A 20,493-nucleotide genomic window follows, 5' to 3' on the forward strand; every position below is an offset into this window, starting at 1 on the left:
CGATGAGAGACATGCCCGGGCAGAATTCAAAGGGCAACATGACAATTGGTGGTCATCCATCACTCGTCAGCGAAACCTCACTGCAATGAATCGCTCTACGGTTGAATACATTCCACGAGCGATTCCCGGCTGGAGACGGACGGCGTCTGGCCCTTATTAGCAGCCTTTCAGCCATCGCAAAATCGAGCGTTCTCGCTCAACCTCGGAAGGGAGTTCCCGTCAGTGACATTACACCTCCTCCTAACACTGGCTGGAATTGCGCTCGTCGCAATCACGCTGCCTCTCGTCCTGGAGTTGTTCATTGTCACCAGCGCGAATCTGCTGCGTGGCCGCAAAAATGCCCCATCCGTCGCAGACAACTTCCAGGAATCCAACTTCCCTTTGACCGTCATTGTGCCCGCGCACAATGAGCAGCTCCTGGTCAGCCACTGCGTAACAAGCCTCAAAACATCGGCAACATCGGCAACCCGCATTCTGGTAATCGCCCACAATTGCAGCGATTCCACCGCAGCCCGCGCCGCTGCTGCCGGTGCCGACGTGCTGGAATTGAATGATCCCGGCAAGAAGGGCAAAGGATTCGCTCTTCGTTACGGCTTTGAAAAGGCGCTTGCCGCGGGAGCCTCGGCAGTCATGGTCGTAGACGCCGACTCCGCCGTTTCCCCGGACACTGTCCCCGCCGTTGTAAAAGCTTTCGTTCAGGGATCGCGTGTAGTCCAATGCCGTTATGAGATGGTCAGCGCCTCTGGGGCTGCTGGCACTCGCTTGGCCGCTCTCGCTTTTCGAGGATTCAACGTCGTGCGGCCGCGGGGTCGGCAGAACCTGGGACTCTCCGCCGGCATTCTGGGCAATGGCTTTGCAATGGCTCGTGAAGTCCTCGAAGCGAATCCTTACGAAGCATTCTCAGTTGTCGAGGATCTCGAATATCATCTTCACCTTGTCATGGCCGGTGAACGCGTTCACTATCTGGATCAGGTACTGGTCTCGGCGGAATTCCCCGAATCACGTTCCGGTGAGCAAGTCCAGCGTTCTCGTTGGGAGGGCGGCAGATTCCGCACTGCTCGCGTATGGGCCATGCCACTTGTGGGTAAGATTCTTTCCGGACAGATCCGTCTCCTTGAACCTCTTTGCGACCTGACAGGTTTGCCATTAGCCTACGGAGTGTTCGCTTTACTCGTTGCCATTTGCCTTCCGCTAACATGGCTGCGATGGTATGCAACTTTTTCCCTTGGTACCGTGTTGGTGCATGTATTAACAGCCGCGTGGGCTGGAGACGATTTCCTTGGCACACTGAAGTTACTTGCGCTGGCTCCCCTTTATATCCTTCGCAAACTCTGGATGATACCCGGAATAGCTCGCGGAGCGAGCGCAAAAGCCGCGTGGATACGCACGGAGCGGAATAACACGTTGTAGGGATTGAGGATGAGCGTGGCTTCTCCGATACTCGGAAACGGGGAGGCTCCGTCAGCGTCTATTGCTCGGAGCTGGTGCGGAGATGCACTGGGTGGGCTTTTAGCCCGGAGGACAGAAATGAAGTTGTTTCGATTTTCAAGTGTCGCCTTGGTGGTTCTCTCTGCGGGATTTACCTTGCGAGCACAACAGGATTCGACCCCGCACCCCGCATCGCCTGAAGTTACAAGCATTCCGGTAGATACCACGCAGCCGTCAAATCCCGCGCTGACAGTCCGCGATGAAAAGGTGCTCAAAGACTTTGAGCCTGCCGCGAATACGGAATATACGCTGGGCGCGGGCGATCAGATCTCTCTTGATTTCCCCGGACACCCGGAACTCAACGACAAGATGGCCATTGGTCCGGATGGTCTGATCACCGTTAAATACGCCGGCGCCGTGCGGATCACTGATCTCACCCGCGAACAAGCCGCTAAGGCCATCGTCGACGCGCTTTCCAAGTACTACTCCGACGCCTCCGTCACCGTCAGCATCGATAAGTACAGCGCAAATAAAGTCCGTGTCATCGGATATGTCCAGCACCCTGGCGAAATTTTCTTCGACGACACCCCAACGCTCCTGGATGCGATCGGCAAAGCCGGCCTCATATCTCCTACAACCACTTCTCCAACCGGCGGCGCCAGCAATGTTGGACCCGGCGTACCGGAAACATGCACCATTTACCGCGGTAACGACACTGCCGTTCAGGTTGAGTTGCGAAAACTCCTGATGTCGGGAAGTACTCTGGCCGATTTGCGCTTACGCCGGAACGACATCGTCTATGTGCCCCAGCCCAATCAGAAGTTTGTTTCCGTGCTCGGTGAAGTCGGCAAGGTAAGCAATGTTCCGCTTACTCCGGACTCCACTCTGATCTCTGTCCTTGCCGAAGCTGGATGCTGCACGGAAACTGCCGGCTTCAATCCCAAGATCCACGTTTTACAGCGTTCAACAGGAAAGCAATATACCTTCGAATACAAGAAGCTCATGACATTGAACGGGGGACAGGAAATTACGCTGCACTCAGGCGATTTGATCTACATCCAAAAGTCCACCATGTATAAATTGACATACATTTTTGAGAAACTAAGCCCAATTGCAACTATGGCCACTGTCGGTGTCCTGGCCGCGAGCTACTGAGAATGAACTGAAATTCAAGAACAGTGTGAGCACATCGCAATACGCCTTACGATCCATTCAACAGACGAGTTCAGTTTTCATAAGGACTTAAGTTATGCACACCACAGCCACGAACAACCCGGAGCCGCGAACCCCCACTTCGGCGCAATATCCATTGCGTCCGGCTGCTAAAGCCAATCCGTTCCGGATCAATGTATTTAAGAGCGTGCGGTTTCATCCTGTTGCAACGTTGCTTGTCACGCTGCTGATTCTCGGGCTGGGCCTGGCGGTCATCGCATCCCATAAGCCGTTCTACGTCGCTACCAGCGTAATCTATGTTTCCCCCACCAATCCCAAGACCCTGGTGGATGATCGCGAACTCGACCGTCCATACGACTCCTACATTCAGGAAGTAATGCGCGATGTCACACAATATTCAGTTCTGGCCGAAACTCTTCATCGCCTACCTCCCGGCGTCGCTCAATTCCCCGATGAATCAGAACGCTCCGCCGTCACTCGCCTTCAACAGTCGCTCAATGTAGAACGAATAGGGCAGACCTACCAGGTAGCAATCTCCATCTCCGGTGCTCGTCCGGAGCATCTCGCGGACATTGTCAATACGCTCACTTCTGCTTATGTTGAGAAAGCAAAATCCGACGAGTTCTATGGCCGCGATGAACGGCTGAGTGCATTAAAGGCTGAACAGGCACGCATTCAGAACGAAACAGATTCCCTCCTGCAGGAACAGAATCAAATTAGCCGTGCGCTCGGCGTCGCTTCCGTTACAGGCAAGGATGCTGGCGCAATCGACACGGAAAACTCCACGGTTCAGTCTGAACTCATCGCAGCCCACCAACAGCGCATCGAAGCCGAAGCTGCTTTACAGGCACTCACGGATGGAGACCCTTCCGCACCGAACTCTGCTCTCAGCGCGGCCGCTGATGAGATCATCGCCAACGATCCAGAGTTGCAGACGTTGCGCACCGACCTGAGCAAGCATCAAGCTGACCTCGTCGGCAAGCTCAATGGCATGACGGAAAATCATCCGGAGCGTAAGCAGACCGAAGCACAACTTGCCCAGATCAATAAAGCGCTTCAGGACATGCAGAATAACCTGCGGCAAAAAGCCGCGGCACAGCTCGAACAGAAGCTCCGCACCAAGCTCAATCAGGCGCAGATGATCGAATCTCGTCTCAATGCGGACCTGCAACGCGGCACCCGTCAGGCGGTCGACACCGCTCCTAAACTGCAGCGTGCCCAGGAAATCCAAGCGGAGCTAACACAGCTCGGAACACGCTACGCTGCTGTCGATGAGCGCATGAGCAACATTGAACTTGAGAGCACCTCCCCGGGGGCCGTGCATCTCTTTTCGCCGGCCATGACCCCGCTCACGCCCGAACGCAGCAAGATCCGTGCGATGATCGTGGTCATCTTCCCCTTTGCCATCCTGGCTGGCCTTGCCACCGCAATACTTCTTGAGCTGTTGGATCCACGCGTCTACAACGCCACCGATGTGGAAGCTGTTCTTGGTTTCGCGCCAATTGGCATGCTCTTCGACGACCGTGAAGTGAACCAGGTCGTCTTTGATGAGTGCGCGCTGCGTCTCGCAGCAGGCGTTGAACATGCCTCCCGAAACACAGGCGCTAAGACATTCGTGATCACAGCGGTCAATTCCGGGGCCGGGACAACCTCGATCGTCGAGCATCTTGGAACCATTCTTGCCAAGATGGGCCGCAAAGCTCTCGCCATCGACCCATCCGGCAACTCTGATCCAATTTCGTTCGCCGCGCTGGGCTCTGGACTGGAGAAAAAGCCTGTCGCCCTTGGCGCTGCTTCTTCGACCAGTCTTGCAACTACCAATGCGGAGGCCTCAAAACTCACCACAACAAACCGGGTGCTTCCGTCAAAATTGGCGCCGGTGCATAGCCTCGGGTTTGAAGGTTTTCAGCGCATTGCGGCCGAATATGACATCGTTCTTATCGACGCCGCCCCAGCATTGATCTCGGCAGAAACAGAATATCTGGCGCGCATGGCCGACGTGACTGTTCTCGTAGTCGAAGCCGGTAAAACCAGAAAAGCATGGCTCACGCGTGCGGCCAGGCTTCTTGAGCGGCTCGGAATTGCAGGCGCGGCAGCGATAGTCAATAAGGTTCATCCTGCACGAGCTGAGGAGGCTCTGAAGGAAGATCTTCGCGAATTCGAATTGCGCTCCGACAGGATCAACCTCCAGCAATGGTGGAAACCAGCAAAGAACTCTACGCGGACAGATCTGGCGACGCTCGGTTTGAACGGCAACGACAACCACGACGGCAATCAGAAAAATGAGGAAGACGTCGTCTACGCTCGAAATATCAGCTGATGCAAAGTCGCCGTCGCAAACCTGTCTCCATATTCTCCCGATGTCCATATAGTGCTGCGTGCTCGGATACCGGCAAACATCCGCGAAACCTGGGTTATCTTGTATACACTCTCCCTTCCAGGCGAACTCGCGGAGATCAAGTCGAAACAAGAATCAAGGTGATTCTCGGCTGAATCGATGTATGTCAGCCATAAGTCAGTCGTGTTGCAAAAACAACCTTACGCTTCAAAGCACAAAAGTCATCACGGAAGCGATTCAAGCAATTCCCATCGATGCCTTACGAAGGCTTCGACGGGACGAACCACTTCGGGATTAACGATGCATGTTTGATACAGAAAGTATTGCCAGTACAGATATTGCAGCACCTCGGCCGGGATACCCCGATCGCGCGGCATTATTCGATATTTCGATCGTCATCGTCTCCTTCAATACCCGGGACGTCCTGCGCCAGTCTCTGCAGACCGTAGTGCAGGAAACCGGCAATCTCAAAATCGAAGTTTTCGTCGTGGATAACAACTCTCGCGACGGCTCCGTCGAGATGGTCCATTCCGAGTTCCCCTTCGTGCTTGCGTTATCCAGTGCTGTTAACCTCGGCTTCGGCGCGGCAAATAATCTCGCGCTCAAACAAGCACGTGGAAAATACATCGTCCTGTTAAACTCCGACGCGTTTCTTCGTCCGGATGCCCTGAGGCTCGCGTTCCAGCACATGGAAAATGCTCCCAAAGTCGGGCTTGCCGGCGGGCGCCTGATGAGCCGCGATTCTTCATGGCAGCCCTCGGCGCGCATGTTCCCAAGCCTCCGATCAGATTTCCTCGCTATGTCCGGACTGGCGCATCGTTTCCGCGACTCGCGGTTTTTCGGCTACAGCGATCGCACCTGGGCCGATCCCACCGAACCCGCCCAAGTCGACTGGGTACCTGGAGCCTTTTCCATCATCCGCGCCGACGCCTTAAGACAGGTGGGCTTCTTCGACCCTGATTTCTTTCTCTACTCTGAAGAAGTCGATCTCTGCCGCAGAATCAAGAATGCAGGCTTCAACATTATGTACTGGCCGGACATCGAGATCATTCACATTGGCGGCGAATCTTCACGCCAGATGAATTCTTTCGAAATGTCTCATGTAGGAGCACAACTGACCCGCTGGCGCATGCGCAGCACTTTACTTTACTACCGCAAGCATCATGGCTCGACAGCATGGCGCGCCAAAATGCTTGAGTTGCTCCTCTACAAGCTCATCGCTCTCCGAAATAGCTTTAGCTCCAGCCAGGAAAGCAAAGACAAAGTCCAGATCAATCGCAAGCTGTCGCGCTTGATGCTTCAGGCCTGGCAGGACACCAACGGCGGTCGCATATCCCCACCGCGCCCATGGACACTGGACTGATGCCTCCACATCTGAGGCCGCTTCCCTTTCGTTTTGATACAACCCTGTATCCACGCCACGAAGCAAGCCGCAAGCGATAGGATGTATGATCCGGTACCAAATCAGCACGTCGGTGAAAACGAATCGAATAAGACAACCATAACTTCATGTTGTGCTTTAAGATGAACCCTGTCGAGACAACCCCTCGATGGCACGGTGATGGCAGGAATCGCTCATGATTATTCCCCCTCTTGCAGCCCTGATCGCCTGGATACCTCTATGTCTCATTGCGTACCGGCTACTCCCGGTGCGGATCGCCATTCTCATCAACTTCATTGGCGGTTGGGCAGTCCTTCCGGTTGCAAACTATCCGCGAACAGACGCTTTGTTCCCCTACTGGTTCACAGGCAGTAGCCTTGAATCGGATTACTTCATAACCAAAGCCACTATTATCGGCTTCACAGCGCTGCTCGGACTTTTCATCTTCGACCGCCCAAGCCTCAAGAGGTTTCGCCTCACCGTCTGGGATCTGGCGATGGGCATGTGGCTCATTGCACCCTTTCTCTCAGGCATAGCTAACCCAGACAGTGGTGCGGAAGCCTGGGTTGGCGAATGCTATCAACTGCTCGCCTGGGGCAGCCCATATCTCATTGGCCGGCTCTATTTCACAGACACTCAGTCGCTGCGCCTGGTCGCGAAAGCCTTCGTGATTGGCGGACTTGCCTACATTCCATTCTGTATCTTCGAGTTCATCATCGGCCCGCACATGTATGAGTGGGTCTACGGCTACCTTCCATTTCAATGGAACGGAGCCAAACGCTTCATCGGCTTCCGCCCCATCGTCTTCCTTGAAAACGGCAATCAGCTCGGCATCTGGATGGCTACCGCATCGCTTATTGCGCTCTGGCTCTGGCGTCGCCGCACCGCGCAATCCATCCTGGGCATCCCGATCCCCATCGTCGCCGCTTCCCTTTTCGTAGTAACAATCCTCTGCCAGTCCACCGGAGCCATTATTCTTCTCCTGGCTCTCACTCCATTTGTCTTCGTCGATCCGCGTCATCTCTCGCGCAGCTATAGCATTGCGCTAATCGTGTGCATTCTCGCCTTCGCTGCATTTCGTCTGTCCGACATTGCTTCATGGCAGGATCTGGTTAAAGAAAACCCAGCAGTCCACAGCCTGGATCGCTATCTCAGACACATCGGCAAGGGATCGCTCGGATGGCGTCTCCGGGAAGACGACAGCCATATAGAAACTGCGTTGCAGGAACCCATTCTTGGATATGGCCAGTGGAATTGGTGGGACAACGGCTATCAGCGCCCCTGGAGCCTCTGGCTGCTCGTCTTCGGCATGTATGGCAGCGTTGGCCTCATCTCGTTAGAGACCCTGCTCCTAATCCCAGTCCTGCGCGCCGTCTGGTTTCCCCTCGCCCGCTCCGATATTGGTTACACCAATATGCGCCACACGCTTTCAGCCGCAATCCTTCTCTCGGCAATCGACAGTTTGCTCAACTGGTCGATCCTGCTTCCACTCATGCTCGTCATCGGAGGCATGACCATCTGGTCTGGATCGGACGCGAAGCTCGAAACCGAATATCAACGGCGACGCGCTGCAGCGGGTACTCGCATCTGGAAAGGCAGCCAGAACACGCGGCGTTAGTTTGTCGCAAGCAGGGTTGCGCTTATGTTGTGCAGCGCGTCACGCCATTCCGGCATCCGATAGCCGAACTTGCCCGCAAACTTGTCGCAGCACAATCGGCTGTTGCGCGGGCGCTGCGCAGGCGTAGGAAACGCCTCTGTCGGAATAGGCACTACTTCAGGCGCAGCCTGACGCGATGCAAACTCCGCAAAGATCGCTTTCGCAAATCCGCACCAGCTTGTCTCTCCAGCACAGCTTAGGTGATACGTCCCGATGATCTCGTGGGCATCGACATCCGCTTTCGCTATCGTCCGCAACGCTGCCGCAGTTGCATCCGTGAGGGCCTCGGCAGTCGTTGGTGCGCCAATCTGATCATCAACCACCTTCAGCACGCTACGCTCCCTGCCCAATCGCAACATCGTATGCAGAAAGTTCTTGCCCTCGGCCGCGTACACCCAGCTCGTGCGCAGAATGATGTGCTGCCCTCGTGCATCGGCAATCGCCTTCTCGCCATCCAGCTTCGATTGCCCATACACATTCAGCGGACCAGTCTCATCTGTCTCAACCCACGGCTTCGTTCCGGATCCATCAAAGACATAATCCGTCGAATAATGAATGAGCCATCCGCCAAGCGCAGCCATCTCCTGAGCCATCACGCCAGGAGCGATCGCATTTACGCGATGCGCAAGATCCTGCTCCTGCTCCGCGCGATCCACCGCCGTGTAAGCCGCGGCATTGATCAGAATCTCCGGCTGGCTCGTACGTACTGCTTCGCGCACAGCATCCGCATCCGCCAGATCAAGTTGAGCATGTGTCAGAGCAATCAATTCTGACCCGGCCTGCAGCTTTCGCTCCAGCAGCTTACCTAACTGACCACCAGCCCCGAGCAACAAAATTCGCGGCATCAGTCAAAAACCTCAGCATCGGCCAACCGCAACCCTGCCTGATCCTTCACCGAAAGAATCGCGTCTTCTGGCCCGACATGCCAGTCAATCTCCAACGCCGGATCATTCCACAACACTGTGCGTTCTGCCTTCGGCGAGTAATAATCCGTCACCTTGTAACTCAAACCAACATTATCCGTAAGCGCGGCGAACCCATGCCCGAAACCAACCGGAATCCATACCATCCGCAGATTGTCAGCACTGAGTTCGACAGTTGTGTGTTTGCCAAATGTCGGCGAGCTTTTACGCAGATCCACAATCACATCCAGCACCGCGCCTGATGCCACACGCACCAGTTTCCCCTGCGGCTCGCCAATCTGATAATGAATGCCGCGAATCACATTCTTCTTCGATACAGAAAAGTTGTCCTGCTTCCACTGGTTAGGAAGCCCAAACTCCACTATCTTCGCCAGGTTAAATGTCTCGAAAAAATATCCGCGATCATCGCGAAATACGCGCGGTTCAATCACGATCACGCCAGGCAGCGATGTCTCGATTACATTCACAGCAATCCACCACCTTGCACAAACGGCTCATTCAGCAATGACAAGACATACTCTCCGTAACCGCTCTTTTGCGCACGGCTGCCAAGCTCTTTCAGCCGCTCGGCGTCGATCCATCCACGCCGGTACGCAATCTCTTCCGGGCAGGCAACCTTCAATCCCTGCCGTTGCTCAATGGTCTTGATAAATAGACCCGCCTCAAACAGCGAGTCGTGCGTGCCGGTGTCGAGCCATGCCATGCCGCGCCCCATTACTTCGACGTGCAATGTGCCTGCATTCAGATAGTGCCGGTTTACATCAGTGATCTCGAGTTCCCCGCGCGGCGAAGGCTTCAACCCCGCAGCCACTTCCACAACCGAGGAGTCATAGAAATAAATACCTGTCACCGCATAACGCGACTTCGGTTTTGCCGGCTTCTCTTCAATGCTGATTGCGCGGCCATCCGAACCGAACTCCACCACACCATAACGCTCAGGATCGGTCACCGGATAAGCAAACACCGTCGCTCCCTCGCTGCGTTTCGCCGCAGCAGATAACAGATTCCCCAGCGTCTGTCCGTGAAAGATGTTGTCCCCCAGCACCAGCGCGCAATTGTCATTGCCGATAAACTCACGGCCGATGACGAACGCCTGCGCCAGCCCCTCAGGCTTGGGCTGCACCGCATAGCTTAGCTTCATCCCCCACTGGTTGCCGTCTCCCAGCAACGCCTGAAAACTCGGCGTATCGCGCGGTGTCGAAATGATCAGAACTTCCTGAATACCCGCCAGCATCAGAGCCGAAAGCGGATAGTAAATCATGGGCTTGTCGTACACCGGCAACAGCTGCTTCGAAATAACATGTGTTACCGGATACAGCCGCGTCGCCGAACCTCCGGCGAGAAGAATTCCCTTCATCGTTTCCTCATTCCTTTTAGGAATCACTTGAAGCCAAAGCGCCCATACACACCGAGAGCCCAGGACTTATCTCCAAAGCCTGGGCTCCCCGGTTGCAACCCGAACCAGCCCTCCCCCGAAAACTGATCCGGTTACAAACCAAGAGTATCCAGATCCCTCTGGAGCAACCATTCTTCTTTCGTGCCATCACCTCACCAGTCGAGTGATTGCCTATCCCCTCTTGGGATGTTCCGTGCCACCAGAGGTGATCTCCAGGGCATGACTCAGTAGCGGCAAAATCGCCTGCACGCTTTCTTTCGCACCATTTTCGCTTCCCGGCACATTCACAATTAAAGTCTTTCCCTTCAACCCTGCAATGGCACGGCTCAACCACGCAAATTTATAGGATGGTGCGCAAAAAGTCCGCATCGCTTCCGGCAATCCCGGAACCTCCCGCTCAATTACCCTGCGTGTCGCTTCGGGCGTAATGTCCCTCGGTCCCAATCCCGTGCCGCCTACCGTCACCACCAATTGGTATTCCTGATGGCATAGTTCACTCAGTAAAGTTACGATGGCTTCTTCGTCGTCAGGAACCAGCCCCCGCCCAATAGTCTCGTCCGGCCAAAGCTGCTGCAAGAGCGTCGCCACCGCAGGTCCGGATCTATCTTCCCGCATGCCCCCAGCGCATCGATCCGAAATGGTCACCACGGCAATCCCCGCCATACCCACTCATCCTAATTGATCCTCCTCTCTGGACGCTGCAATCGAATGTTTCGTCTGCTGTAACTTTTCTGATCAGTCTCCCATCTTCTTGAGGTCAACCAAAAATCCGTTATCATCGCCGGTACATAGCAATCTGAATTCTGCGCAAACCTCTTCCCCATCCATCAACACCCACCCACTCACGGAGACATCATGCGAATCTCACTTCCCACTCGCCGCGTTTTTCAGTTTGCCGCGTCTCTCGCCCTATCCTGCGCTATAGCCGCCTCTGCTGCTCCCAAAAGCATCTACGACTTCACGCTCAAATCCATCGATGGGCAGCCTACTCCGCTTTCCGGTTATCACGGCAAAGTTGTCCTGCTGGTCAACGTAGCCAGCCGCTGCGGATTCACTCCGCAGTACACGGCGCTCGAATCTGTCTATGAAAAGTACAAGAATCGCGGCTTGGTCATCGTCGGCGTTCCAGCCAACAATTTCGCCGGTCAGGAACCAGGAACCAACGAGGAAATCAAGACCTTCTGCACCCGCAAATACAACGTTTCTTTCCCAATGATGTCCAAGCTCTCTGTAAAAGGAGATGACAAGACCCCGCTCTACCAGTTCCTCACCAGCACAGAGGAAGACCCCAAATTCGGCGGCGAAATCCAATGGAACTTCACCAAGTTCCTCTTCGACCGCAACGGGAACCCGGTCGCTCGTTTTGAGCCCAAGGTGACTCCAGATTCGCCAGAAGTGATCTCTGCGATAGAATCAGCACTATCCCACTGATTTTTCGATCCCCTCAACACAACGTCAATTTCTTTGATTGATCTCTAAAGCCTCTGTCTCAAAATGGACAGAGGCTTTTCGTTTCTGAACAGAAATCCTCGCTTGCGCACCATAAGTCTCTGATTCTGCAAGCGCAAACGAGGGCTTCTACTTGCAGCAATCGTTTGTGCGTGCCGGGAGGAAAATGTGCAAGCCGTCCTCTATGATCTGCGTTTTGCGTTGCGCCAGCTTCGCCGTTCGTCTGGTTTTGCCACAATCGTCATCGCAACCATCGCTCTGGGCATCGCTGCCACTACCACCATCTTCAGCCTTGTCGATGCAGTTTTACTGCGCCCACTGCCTTTTCCCGAAGCGGACAAGCTGATCTCGCTACAAACACTCGAACGAGTCGACAGCCCGGACAACAGCCGTGGTGCAGGCGTCGTGCCCAACGACACCTCTTATCCCAATTTCTATGACTGGCGCAGCTTGAATAAGAGCTTCTCTTCTATGGCCGCCTACCAGACTGGAGGCTTGGTCTTCGCAGCACGATCCGGTGTTTCAGCGCAACGCATCAACGGTGCCGAAGCGTCTGCGGGTTTCTTTGCAACTCTCGGCGTCCTGCCGCAACTTGGCCGCGACTTTCAACCCGCCGATGAGCAGGCCGGCACACGAACCGTCGTCCTCAGCTACGATTTCTGGCGTACCAACTTTTCTGCCGATCCCTCCATCGTTGGTCGCACTATCCTGCTCAATGACGCACAGTGCACCGTCATCGGTGTCATGCCTGCTGGCTTCAGTTTCCCAGTATCGAATAATCCCGCAGCACTCTGGCTCAATACCGGACGCGACGCTGAAGGCTCGAATCCCTCGATGCAGCAACGCGGTTACAATCAACTCTCCATCGTCGGCCGTCTGCGTCCCGGCATCACAGCCTCACAGGCAAAAGCCGACATGGATACCATTGCGCAGCAACTGGCAGCCCGCTATCCAGATAACAACGCGAAAGAGACCTCCGTCAGCGTCGTGCCACAGTTGCAGGATCTCGTCGGCAACGTCCAAACTCCGCTCCGTATTCTGTTCTCCGCGGTAGCTTGCCTGCTTCTCATAGTCTGCGCCAATGTCGCTGGACTACTCTTGACCCGCACCAGCTTGCGTCGTAATGAATTTGCGATCCGCTCCGCCATCGGCGCATCCAGAGTAACGATCCTTCGTCAACTCATGATGGAATCGCTCACGCTGGCACTCGCCGGCGGCTTCATCGGTCTCGCCATCACCTCCGTTGTTCTTAGATTTCTACCGGCGTTTCTACCGGCCAATCTGCCACGCGCCTCCGAAATCTCCGCGAATTCCGAAGTCTTTCTCTTCGCGATTGGTGTGTCCTTACTCACCGGCACACTCTTCGGTGTTCTTCCTGCGTGGCAGGCCTCGCGTCAGGACCCAGCACAATCCCTCGGAGATGTGGCACGCGGTGGCTTTGCTGGACGCCGTCACTTCCGCCTGCAAAGCGTGCTCGTCGTAACCCAGACAGCCGTAGGGCTCGTCCTGCTGATTGCTGCCGGCCTGTTGATTCGCAGCTTCGATCGTACTCTTCGCATCGATCCCGGCTTCGACCCGGACCAGATGCTTTCTTTCCGTATTTCTATCCCGACACGACACATGAGTCTTGAAAAACAAGGCCAGTTCATTCATGAACTCCTTGCTCGCCTGCAATCTCTTCAAGGTGTCAAGGCCGCCACCGCTGCTTTCCCGCTGCCTCTCACGCAAGGGGATATCAACATCTCCTTCACCATCGCAGGCCGTCCTACGCCTGCGGGAGAAGAACCAAGCGCACGTGTCTCATTAGTTGAGCTGAACTATTTCCAGGCGCTCCGCATTCCTCTCAAACAAGGCCGCTTCTTCCTTGAATCAGAAAATAACGCCAACGGACGACCCGTCGTCATTGTCAATGAAGCCTTCGCACGCCGCTTCTTTCCCGGTGCAAATCCCATCGGCCAGCACATGACTTCCGGCCTCGGCATCGGTGATACACCGCCCGCACGAGAAATCGTTGGCGTCGTCGGTAATGTCAAGCGCGCCAGCCCCACCGAAGCAGACCGGCCCGAATACTACATTCCATTTGAGCAGGCTCCGGTTGCTACACCGAACATCGCACTTCGCATATCAGGAGATCCCAGCCGTTATTACAACTTAGTTCGTGCAGAAGTAGCGCGGATGGACCGAACCCTACCCGTCTATCGTTTTCAGAGCTATCGCGAAGATCTGGCTCGCACCACAGCCCAGCAGCGATTTCAGACTACTCTGCTGACCGCCTTCGCCTTCATTGCACTCGCCCTCACAGGACTAGGCCTCTACGCGGCGCTCAGCTACATGGTCGCGTTGCGTACACCGGAGTTGGGACTGCGCATGGCCCTCGGCGCGCCGCGAGCCAGCATCCTTAGCCTTATGTTGTCTCGTGGACTCACGATGGTGTCGCTGGGCCTAGGTGCCGGACTCTTCACTGCCACGGCTCTTACGAAAACCATGGCTGGTTTGCTCTACGGCGTGAAGCCTCTGGACCCTCTGACTTTTCTTGGAATGAGCCTGCTTCTAATCGCAGTCTCGTCAATGGCAAGCCTTATCCCCGCCTTGCGCGCCGCTACAGTCGATCCAGCACGCACATTGCGCAACTCGTAAGCCGGGACCGCTAATCGCCCTGAGCTTCCTGCTTACGTCGCTTGCTGAACGAAACTGCAAGCGCGACGATTATCAGTGTCGCAGCAGCCGGCGCCCACACCGGCAGCCATCCGCGAACAGAGAACCAGGCCGTCCAAACCATTCCGATCCAGGAAAATGCCGTTCCAAGCACTGCCCAGAAAGCCGCCTTCCGGAAAAACTCCGAAGCGTCCAATCTGCGCTGCGCTGCCACGGCCGCGAATTGATAAGCAGTCATCAGCTCCTGCCGGGCCGATATGAGATCCGCAGTCGCCGACTCTTCCTTCGCATGCGCCTGGGTCAGTGCAAACGTCGCCTGGTCAAGCTGTTTCTTTGAGTCAAGGGTCGAGTTATCTCGCTGCTTCCAGAACAGCTCTGCCTCGTGCACCCGCTGCGCAGCCGATTCCATCGCAGATTTTGAGGATGCCTCCGCAGCCAGAATCTTCGCTGTCGATTCCCTCCCAGACTCGAGAGCCTGGTGCAACTGCGCCGTTGACTCCTCCAGCAGCTTCCTGGCTTCTATCTCTGCGTGCTCCGATCGCCGCAAACTCTCCTCTGCGTGAGCTATGCGATCTTCCAGCGCTTCAATCGCCTGCCGCACAACCTCTTGAAGAGCCTGCAACTCCTGGCGATCTGTTTGCTCCTGTCTCTCAAACTCCGCTACGCTCTGCTGGATGCTCTCCAGACGGCCCTGTACCGCTGAGGCGATTTGCTCAAACTCATCCCGCTGACTTTGCCACGAGTTCTCCGCCCCAGAGATACGCGCAGAAAGCTCCGCAAAACGCCCGTCCAACTCGGCAGGCGCCACAAAATGTACCGCACGCTCACCCGCGGCGGCATCGGAAACGGAATCTGCCCTGCTTGGAACCGTCTCGTCATCTCCCTTTTCGATATCGTCGGGCTTAGGCCACGGAAGCGCTATGCTCTCGACTGTCGCTCTAGCCATGGAGAGTGCGTCGATATCGCCGCGCTCTTCCCGTGGCGGAATACGCGGCGGCCCAAGTTCCAGCCCCTCTTCCAATCCCGCCAGAAACCCCAACTGTGCTCCACTCATAACCTTCCCAAACTGGGCAAGCTTCTTACTAAGCGCTTCGGTTCGCACAGCATCTTCCAGCAGCACGGACTTTGCCTGCTTGACCGCCTCCATTCGACGAATTCTCTCCTGAATCTCAACCTTCAGGTTGTCCATATCGCCCAGCAATTCCATCAATTGCTCGGGATTGCCTTCAGGTTCCTGCGAAGCGTCTCCAGAGCGCACAGGTGATCTCTTGGAAAACTCAACGTTCTCCGGGCTTACGATCTTCAACCCTTCGCTCAATGGCTTCATACCAGCTTCGCCATCACGCCCAGGCAACCGGCCAGGTGCCCTTAGCGCCTTTCTATATTTCTAAGCCCGAAGACACTACAACCGGCTCTTTAACGACGCATCGCCGTCAATTGCCGGTTGCCAGTGCGAGCTGCATTCTTTCTTGGCTTATTCAGAATACCTCTCAGTAATACAATCCTCAACGCCTAAGTGATATTAACTCTGGTACTTTCGTGTGATGGGCAGTCCGGCTTTCGCTAGAAATGCCAGATCAGGTCGGCAGCGAGCGTAAGCGACTGAGTCTTGGCGCCGATAGCCCGCATCGCTTGCTGCGCCGTTTCGCCAACAGTCAAATTCGAGAGAGCCGCCACGCTCGCCCCCGGATTGATATCCAGAGCCCTCAATCCATATGGACTGTAGCTGTGCGTATAGCTCAGCTCAGGCCGGAACGTCACTGTCGATCCCGTCCAGAAATCGAAGCCCACCATGTGCTCCTCAAACACTCCTGGAGTTCCAGTGCGCTGTCCCTTCATATCATCCACAACTTCATTCCGGATGTTGAGCGACGCCCGGTGATTCCAGAAATCATGCTCGACATAGTTGGTGACCGCCCACTCATTCGCAAGGCAGCGTGCCGACTGCTGCGATGCCGGCAACCGTGGATCTTCGCAAACAGCGCCGAAGTTCAAAGTAGATCCGGCTCCGTTGTGTTCAGGCCATGGAGTCGGCGATTGAAACATCGACAGCGGACCATTCGGAACACCCGTGTTGTACCAGTACATATTGGGCGTATCCCGCATGTACTGATACCAGGCCTCAGTGTCCGTGTGCCAGTGCTCGTTGATCTTGTGATACCAGGTCTCGTAGTACGCCGAAAGATTGTTATAGGCGTATTTCGCATCATTGATGCTATTGGCGCATGTATTCAGTGCGTCTCCACCGTTGTGCCATGTGTATACAAGGCATCCGTTCCCCGTGACTTTGGCGTCCGTGGTCCACGGAGCAGTATCGCACCCCGGGGAAATACCCGCCTGGATCGTCCAGTGATCGTCTATCTTCGTCGTCAGGTTTGCGCCCAACTGCGTATAGCAGTCATACGTATACAAAATCGAGTGCGAATAGGTGTAGTTGTTAGGAGCAAGCTGTGCTTCGATATCCGGTAGCGAGATGTAGCGCCCGATGCGCAGATCCGACCCCTGCCCAAGTTTCGGGAAATACAGATCCACGTAAAACATCACTGGATCATATCCATACTGCGCATTCTTCACCAGCAACTGCTGGCTGAAAATGCCATGACTGGTGGTGAACCGGTAATCCTGTCCGTAAAGGTTCGTGATCCGGAATCCCCAGTCGAAATGATCCCGCTGCACTGTATTAGCAAGCTTCTCTGTGTAAAGGGCCAACTGATCCAGAACGACCATATTAGGAAACTCGTCGTATGCCGATGGCAGATTCGCGGGAATCCCCTTGCCTGCATTGCCACGGTTGTTCGTCGAGCCATTCGCCCCAACCGAAATCCATCCATACCACTTGACCTTGCTCAAATGCACAGGGTCTTTATCGATCGCCTGCTGCAGCATGTAAGTTTGCGTGTCAGGAGCGCCAATTACCTGCGTTCCACCAATCGGATAATCCGACGCGGGAAACGGTGGAGAGCTGATTGGGGCCGGCGTCCCGCGTCGTTGCGGTGCATTCGGATCGCTCGGCGCTGTTCCCGTCCAGTCCGCTAAATAAGCCTTCCCCCATCGCGTAAAAAAGCCATCCGTTGGCTTGAAAAAAGGAGCGGTTGGAACCGACCTATCACTCCCATCCGTTAACGCCGGCAACTCACTCGATGCCGAGACATCTGCGGCGGCCTCATCTGCCTTCCCACTCCCATCAGCTTTGGTTTGCCCCCTTAATGAAATCGCACCTGCGGCAAAAATCACGATCAAACCAGATAAAAAAAGACCTCTCAATAATCCCGGCTTCAAGGAACAACACTCTCTCTCCGGCTCACCCCGGAAAACTCTCTTCCGCTGAGCACCTGATCTTGCACCGCGGTAAAGCTGCATGACGTGCGTTTCGATTCGCGAGACAATCGCACTACGCCTGCTTCCTCCGCAACGAGACGGTACAAAATCAGCTCCCGCAAAGTTTTTACCGGACATCTTCCAGCAGCTGAAGCAGGAGCTTGCACCGCCACCGAATTGCACTCTTCCGATCTCACCATTGGGGCCATAAGAGACGCGTAAGGGCCACCCAAGGAGCGTATAAGGGATGCATGCAATTTCCAGCTTTCGCATTGCATTCAAATCCAGAAGAGGTCGCGCCTGTCAGATGAATCTCAACTGCGTGCGTCCTTTGCTTGTTCTTCTTCCAGCCTTGCTGTTCACAGCCGATGGCTTTGCACCATTACCTGCAGTCCACGCCGTTCAATCACATTCCCCTTCCGACTGGCCCGTCTACGGCGGACAACTCGAAGGCGACCACTACTCTCCGCTCACACAAATCAATCAGCGCAACGTCACCAAACTCAAAGTTGCATGGACCTTTGACACACACGAGACCGGCGGTTTGCAGACCACCCCGCTCATCATCGGCCGCGTCCTCTATGGCATCACTCCGTCGCAAAAGATCTTTGCCCTCGACGCAGTCACTGGTAAACAGCTTTGGCAATTTGACTCAGGTGTCAAAGGCACGCAGCCCGGCCGCGGCCTCACCTGGTGGTCACAGGGCACAGAAAGCCGTCTCTTCGTCGGCGTCATGAACTTCCTCTACTGCCTCGATCCAGCCACCGGCAATCCAATCGCATCCTTCGGCGAAAACGGCCGCATCGACCTCCGCAAAAACCTCCGCGGCGACTACACAAAGCAATCCATCGTCCTCACCTCGCCCGGCATCATCTACAAAGACCTCATCATCGTCGGCGGACGCAACCCCGAAACCCATCCTGCGCCGCCGGGTGATGTCCGCGCCTTCGACGTCCATACCGGAGCACTACGCTGGGCCTTCCACACTATTCCGCATCCCGGCGAATACGGCTATGAAACCTGGCCCAAAGATGCCTGGCTTACCGCAGGCGCGGCCAACAACTGGGCCGGCATGTCGCTCGATCCCGAGCGCGGCATCCTCTATGTCCCCACCGGCTCTGCCGTCGACGACTTTTACGGCGCAGACCGCGTCGGCAACGATCTCTTCGCCAACACCCTCCTCGCACTCGACGCCTCCACCGGCAAACGCCTCTGGCACTTCCAGGACGTGCACCATGACATGTGGGATCGCGACTTCCCATCTCGCCCTGCTCTCGTCACCATCAACCACGACGGCAAGCAAGTAGACACCATCGCTCAAACCACAAAACAGGGCTACCTCTACCTCTTCAACCGCGTCACAGGCCAGCCGCTCTTCCCGATCGAAGAACTTCCCTATCCCCCCAGCACCGTCCCTGGCGAAGTCGCCTCACCCACCCAGCCCAAACCTACTCTGCCTGCGCCATACGCCCGCCAGCGCCTCACTGAAGACATGCTCACCAACCGCACGCCGGAAGCGCACAAATACGCCCTCGATCAGTTCCGTACCTTCCGCAGCAATGGCCAGTTCATTCCTCTCGCCGTCGGTCAGCAGACCGTCGTTTTTCCCGGCTTCGATGGAGGTGCCGAATGGGGTGGACCAGCCGTCGATGTGAAACGTGGCATCCTCTACGTCAACGCCAATGAAATGGCATGGACAGGTGGCCTCATTGAAAACACAGACGAAGGCGGTCCCGGCAAACACACATACGACACTCTCTGCAGCGTCTGCCATGGCGACCGACGTCAAGGCTCGCCACCTGCATTCCCATCGCTCATCGACGTAAACAAGCGCCTCTCCGACAACGACATCATCAACACCATCCATCAGGGCAAAGGCCGCATGCCATCCTTCCCCATGATCGATGACGCTCACATCGTCACACTTCTCGACTACCTGAAATCTGGAGACGCAAACCAGAGCAGTAAGCAGGAAATGAGCGCCTCAACGAATCAATCCCCGCAAACCAATGCTGTCGGTGCAAAAAGCTACGCTGCACACTGCGCCGTATGCCACGGCAGCGATATGCAAGGGATCGCTCCATCCTTCCCATCTCTCAGAGGCGTTGGCGCACGCAAAACCAGTGCCGAGGTCGCAGCTCTCATTCATCATGGCAAGCCGCCCATGCCGGCATTCCCAACCCTCGACGGAGAAGAGCTCAAAGCTCTCCTCCAATATCTCGGCATTTCATCCGAACCGGCTACAGCAACCAACGCAGAAGAGAATCCCCTTCGCTACCGCTTCACCGGTTATCGCAAATTTCTCGATCAGGACGGCTACCCAGCCATTGCCCCGCCCTGGGGCACACTCAGCGCCATCGATCTCAATACCGGCAAATACCTTTGGCAGATTCCTCTCGGCGAATACCCAGGTCTAGCCTATCCCGATCTGGCCGCCAAGGGCATGACCAGCACCGGTTCAGAAAATTACGGTGGCCCCATCATCACCGCGAGCAACCTTCTCTTCATCGGAGCCACTTGCTACGATCGCAAATTCCGCGCATTCGACAGCCGTACCGGCCATCTCCTATGGGAAACCACACTCCCCTACTCCGCCACTGCAACCCCAGCCACTTATGAAATCGACGGCAAGCAATACGTAGTCATCGCAGCGGGTGGTGGCCGGGATCCTAAAGTCCCCTCAGGCGGCGAATACATAGCCTTCGCCCTTCCAGACACCAAATAAAAAACCCTCAAAAACACGACGGCCATCCCTGCAAAGGGTGGCCGTCGTTA

General features: G+C 55.6%; 14 protein-coding genes. 8 read left to right on the forward strand and 6 right to left on the reverse strand.

The genetic code is table 11. From position 1 onward, the window contains the following. The first annotated feature begins 222 nt into the window (after positions 1 to 222). From OHL22_RS12620 to OHL22_RS12640, 5 genes are all read left to right on the forward strand, one after another. The gene (locus OHL22_RS12620) at positions 223 to 1,410 is read left to right on the forward strand and encodes a glycosyltransferase family 2 protein (protein ID WP_263337723.1); all 1,188 of its coding nucleotides are present in this window, start codon (positions 223 to 225) and stop codon (positions 1,408 to 1,410) included. 117 nt (positions 1,411 to 1,527) lie between these two features. Further along, positions 1,528 to 2,583: a polysaccharide biosynthesis/export family protein gene (locus OHL22_RS12625; RefSeq protein ID WP_263337727.1), complete on the forward strand. Its 1,056-nt coding sequence runs from the start codon at positions 1,528 to 1,530 to the stop codon at positions 2,581 to 2,583. A 94-nt stretch (positions 2,584 to 2,677) separates the two neighbouring features. After that, on the forward strand, positions 2,678 to 4,921 hold the full coding sequence (locus OHL22_RS12630; RefSeq protein WP_263337730.1) for a GumC family protein: 2,244 nt from the start codon (positions 2,678 to 2,680) through the stop codon (positions 4,919 to 4,921). A 322-nt stretch (positions 4,922 to 5,243) separates the two neighbouring features. Next, on the forward strand, positions 5,244 to 6,302 hold the full coding sequence (locus OHL22_RS12635) for a glycosyltransferase family 2 protein (protein WP_263337732.1): 1,059 nt from the start codon (positions 5,244 to 5,246) through the stop codon (positions 6,300 to 6,302). 214 nt (positions 6,303 to 6,516) lie between these two features. Continuing rightward, a complete protein-coding gene (locus OHL22_RS12640) occupies positions 6,517 to 7,938 on the forward strand; it encodes a hypothetical protein (protein ID WP_263337734.1) in 1,422 nt (473 codons plus the stop codon). On the opposite strand, the gene rfbD is transcribed toward OHL22_RS12640, so the two are convergent. From rfbD to OHL22_RS12660, 4 genes are all read right to left on the reverse strand, one after another. Further along, positions 7,935 to 8,822: a dTDP-4-dehydrorhamnose reductase gene (rfbD, locus tag OHL22_RS12645; RefSeq protein WP_263337736.1), complete on the reverse strand. Its 888-nt coding sequence runs from the start codon at positions 8,820 to 8,822 to the stop codon at positions 7,935 to 7,937. The two genes, OHL22_RS12640 and rfbD, sit on opposite strands and share 4 nt — an antisense overlap. Continuing rightward, the gene (gene rfbC / locus OHL22_RS12650) at positions 8,822 to 9,367 is read right to left on the reverse strand and encodes a dTDP-4-dehydrorhamnose 3,5-epimerase (RefSeq protein WP_263337739.1); all 546 of its coding nucleotides are present in this window, start codon (positions 9,365 to 9,367) and stop codon (positions 8,822 to 8,824) included. Before rfbC ends, rfbD begins: the two co-directional genes overlap by 1 nt. Then, on the reverse strand, positions 9,364 to 10,257 hold the full coding sequence (gene rfbA, locus OHL22_RS12655) for a glucose-1-phosphate thymidylyltransferase RfbA (protein ID WP_263337742.1): 894 nt from the start codon (positions 10,255 to 10,257) through the stop codon (positions 9,364 to 9,366). The genes rfbC and rfbA overlap by 4 nt, the downstream gene beginning before the upstream one ends. Positions 10,258 to 10,467: 210 nt before the next feature. Beyond that, on the reverse strand, positions 10,468 to 10,959 hold the full coding sequence (locus OHL22_RS12660; protein ID WP_263337744.1) for a MogA/MoaB family molybdenum cofactor biosynthesis protein: 492 nt from the start codon (positions 10,957 to 10,959) through the stop codon (positions 10,468 to 10,470). Between the two features lie 192 nt (positions 10,960 to 11,151). Between OHL22_RS12660 and OHL22_RS12665 the strand changes: the two genes are divergently transcribed. Both OHL22_RS12665 and OHL22_RS12670 read left to right on the forward strand, forming a co-directional pair. Next, on the forward strand, positions 11,152 to 11,727 hold the full coding sequence (locus OHL22_RS12665) for a glutathione peroxidase (RefSeq protein WP_263337746.1): 576 nt from the start codon (positions 11,152 to 11,154) through the stop codon (positions 11,725 to 11,727). A 186-nt stretch (positions 11,728 to 11,913) separates the two neighbouring features. Then, positions 11,914 to 14,382 (forward strand): ABC transporter permease, encoded by a 2,469-nt coding sequence (locus OHL22_RS12670; RefSeq protein ID WP_263337748.1) that lies wholly within the window; start codon positions 11,914 to 11,916, stop codon positions 14,380 to 14,382. Positions 14,383 to 14,392: 10 nt separating this feature from the next. Here the strand turns inward: OHL22_RS12670 and OHL22_RS12675 are convergent, their stop codons facing one another. Together OHL22_RS12675 and OHL22_RS12680 are read right to left on the reverse strand one after the other, a co-directional pair. Further along, positions 14,393 to 15,727 carry a hypothetical protein gene (locus OHL22_RS12675; protein ID WP_263337751.1) on the reverse strand — a complete coding sequence of 445 codons (1,335 nt, stop codon included), beginning with the start codon at positions 15,725 to 15,727 and terminating at the stop codon, positions 14,393 to 14,395. Between the two features lie 236 nt (positions 15,728 to 15,963). Beyond that, positions 15,964 to 17,532 carry a porin gene (locus OHL22_RS12680; RefSeq protein ID WP_263337756.1) on the reverse strand — a complete coding sequence of 523 codons (1,569 nt, stop codon included), beginning with the start codon at positions 17,530 to 17,532 and terminating at the stop codon, positions 15,964 to 15,966. A gap of 493 nt (positions 17,533 to 18,025) precedes the next feature. Between OHL22_RS12680 and OHL22_RS12685 the strand changes: the two genes are divergently transcribed. Beyond that, positions 18,026 to 20,443, forward strand: a complete 2,418-nt coding sequence (locus OHL22_RS12685) for a c-type cytochrome (RefSeq protein ID WP_263337761.1) — start codon at positions 18,026 to 18,028, stop codon at positions 20,441 to 20,443. Positions 20,444 to 20,493: the final 50 nt, after the last annotated feature.

The organism is Acidicapsa dinghuensis (assembly GCF_025685685.1).
In the GTDB taxonomy this organism is placed as follows: domain Bacteria; phylum Acidobacteriota; class Terriglobia; order Terriglobales; family Acidobacteriaceae; genus Acidicapsa; species Acidicapsa dinghuensis.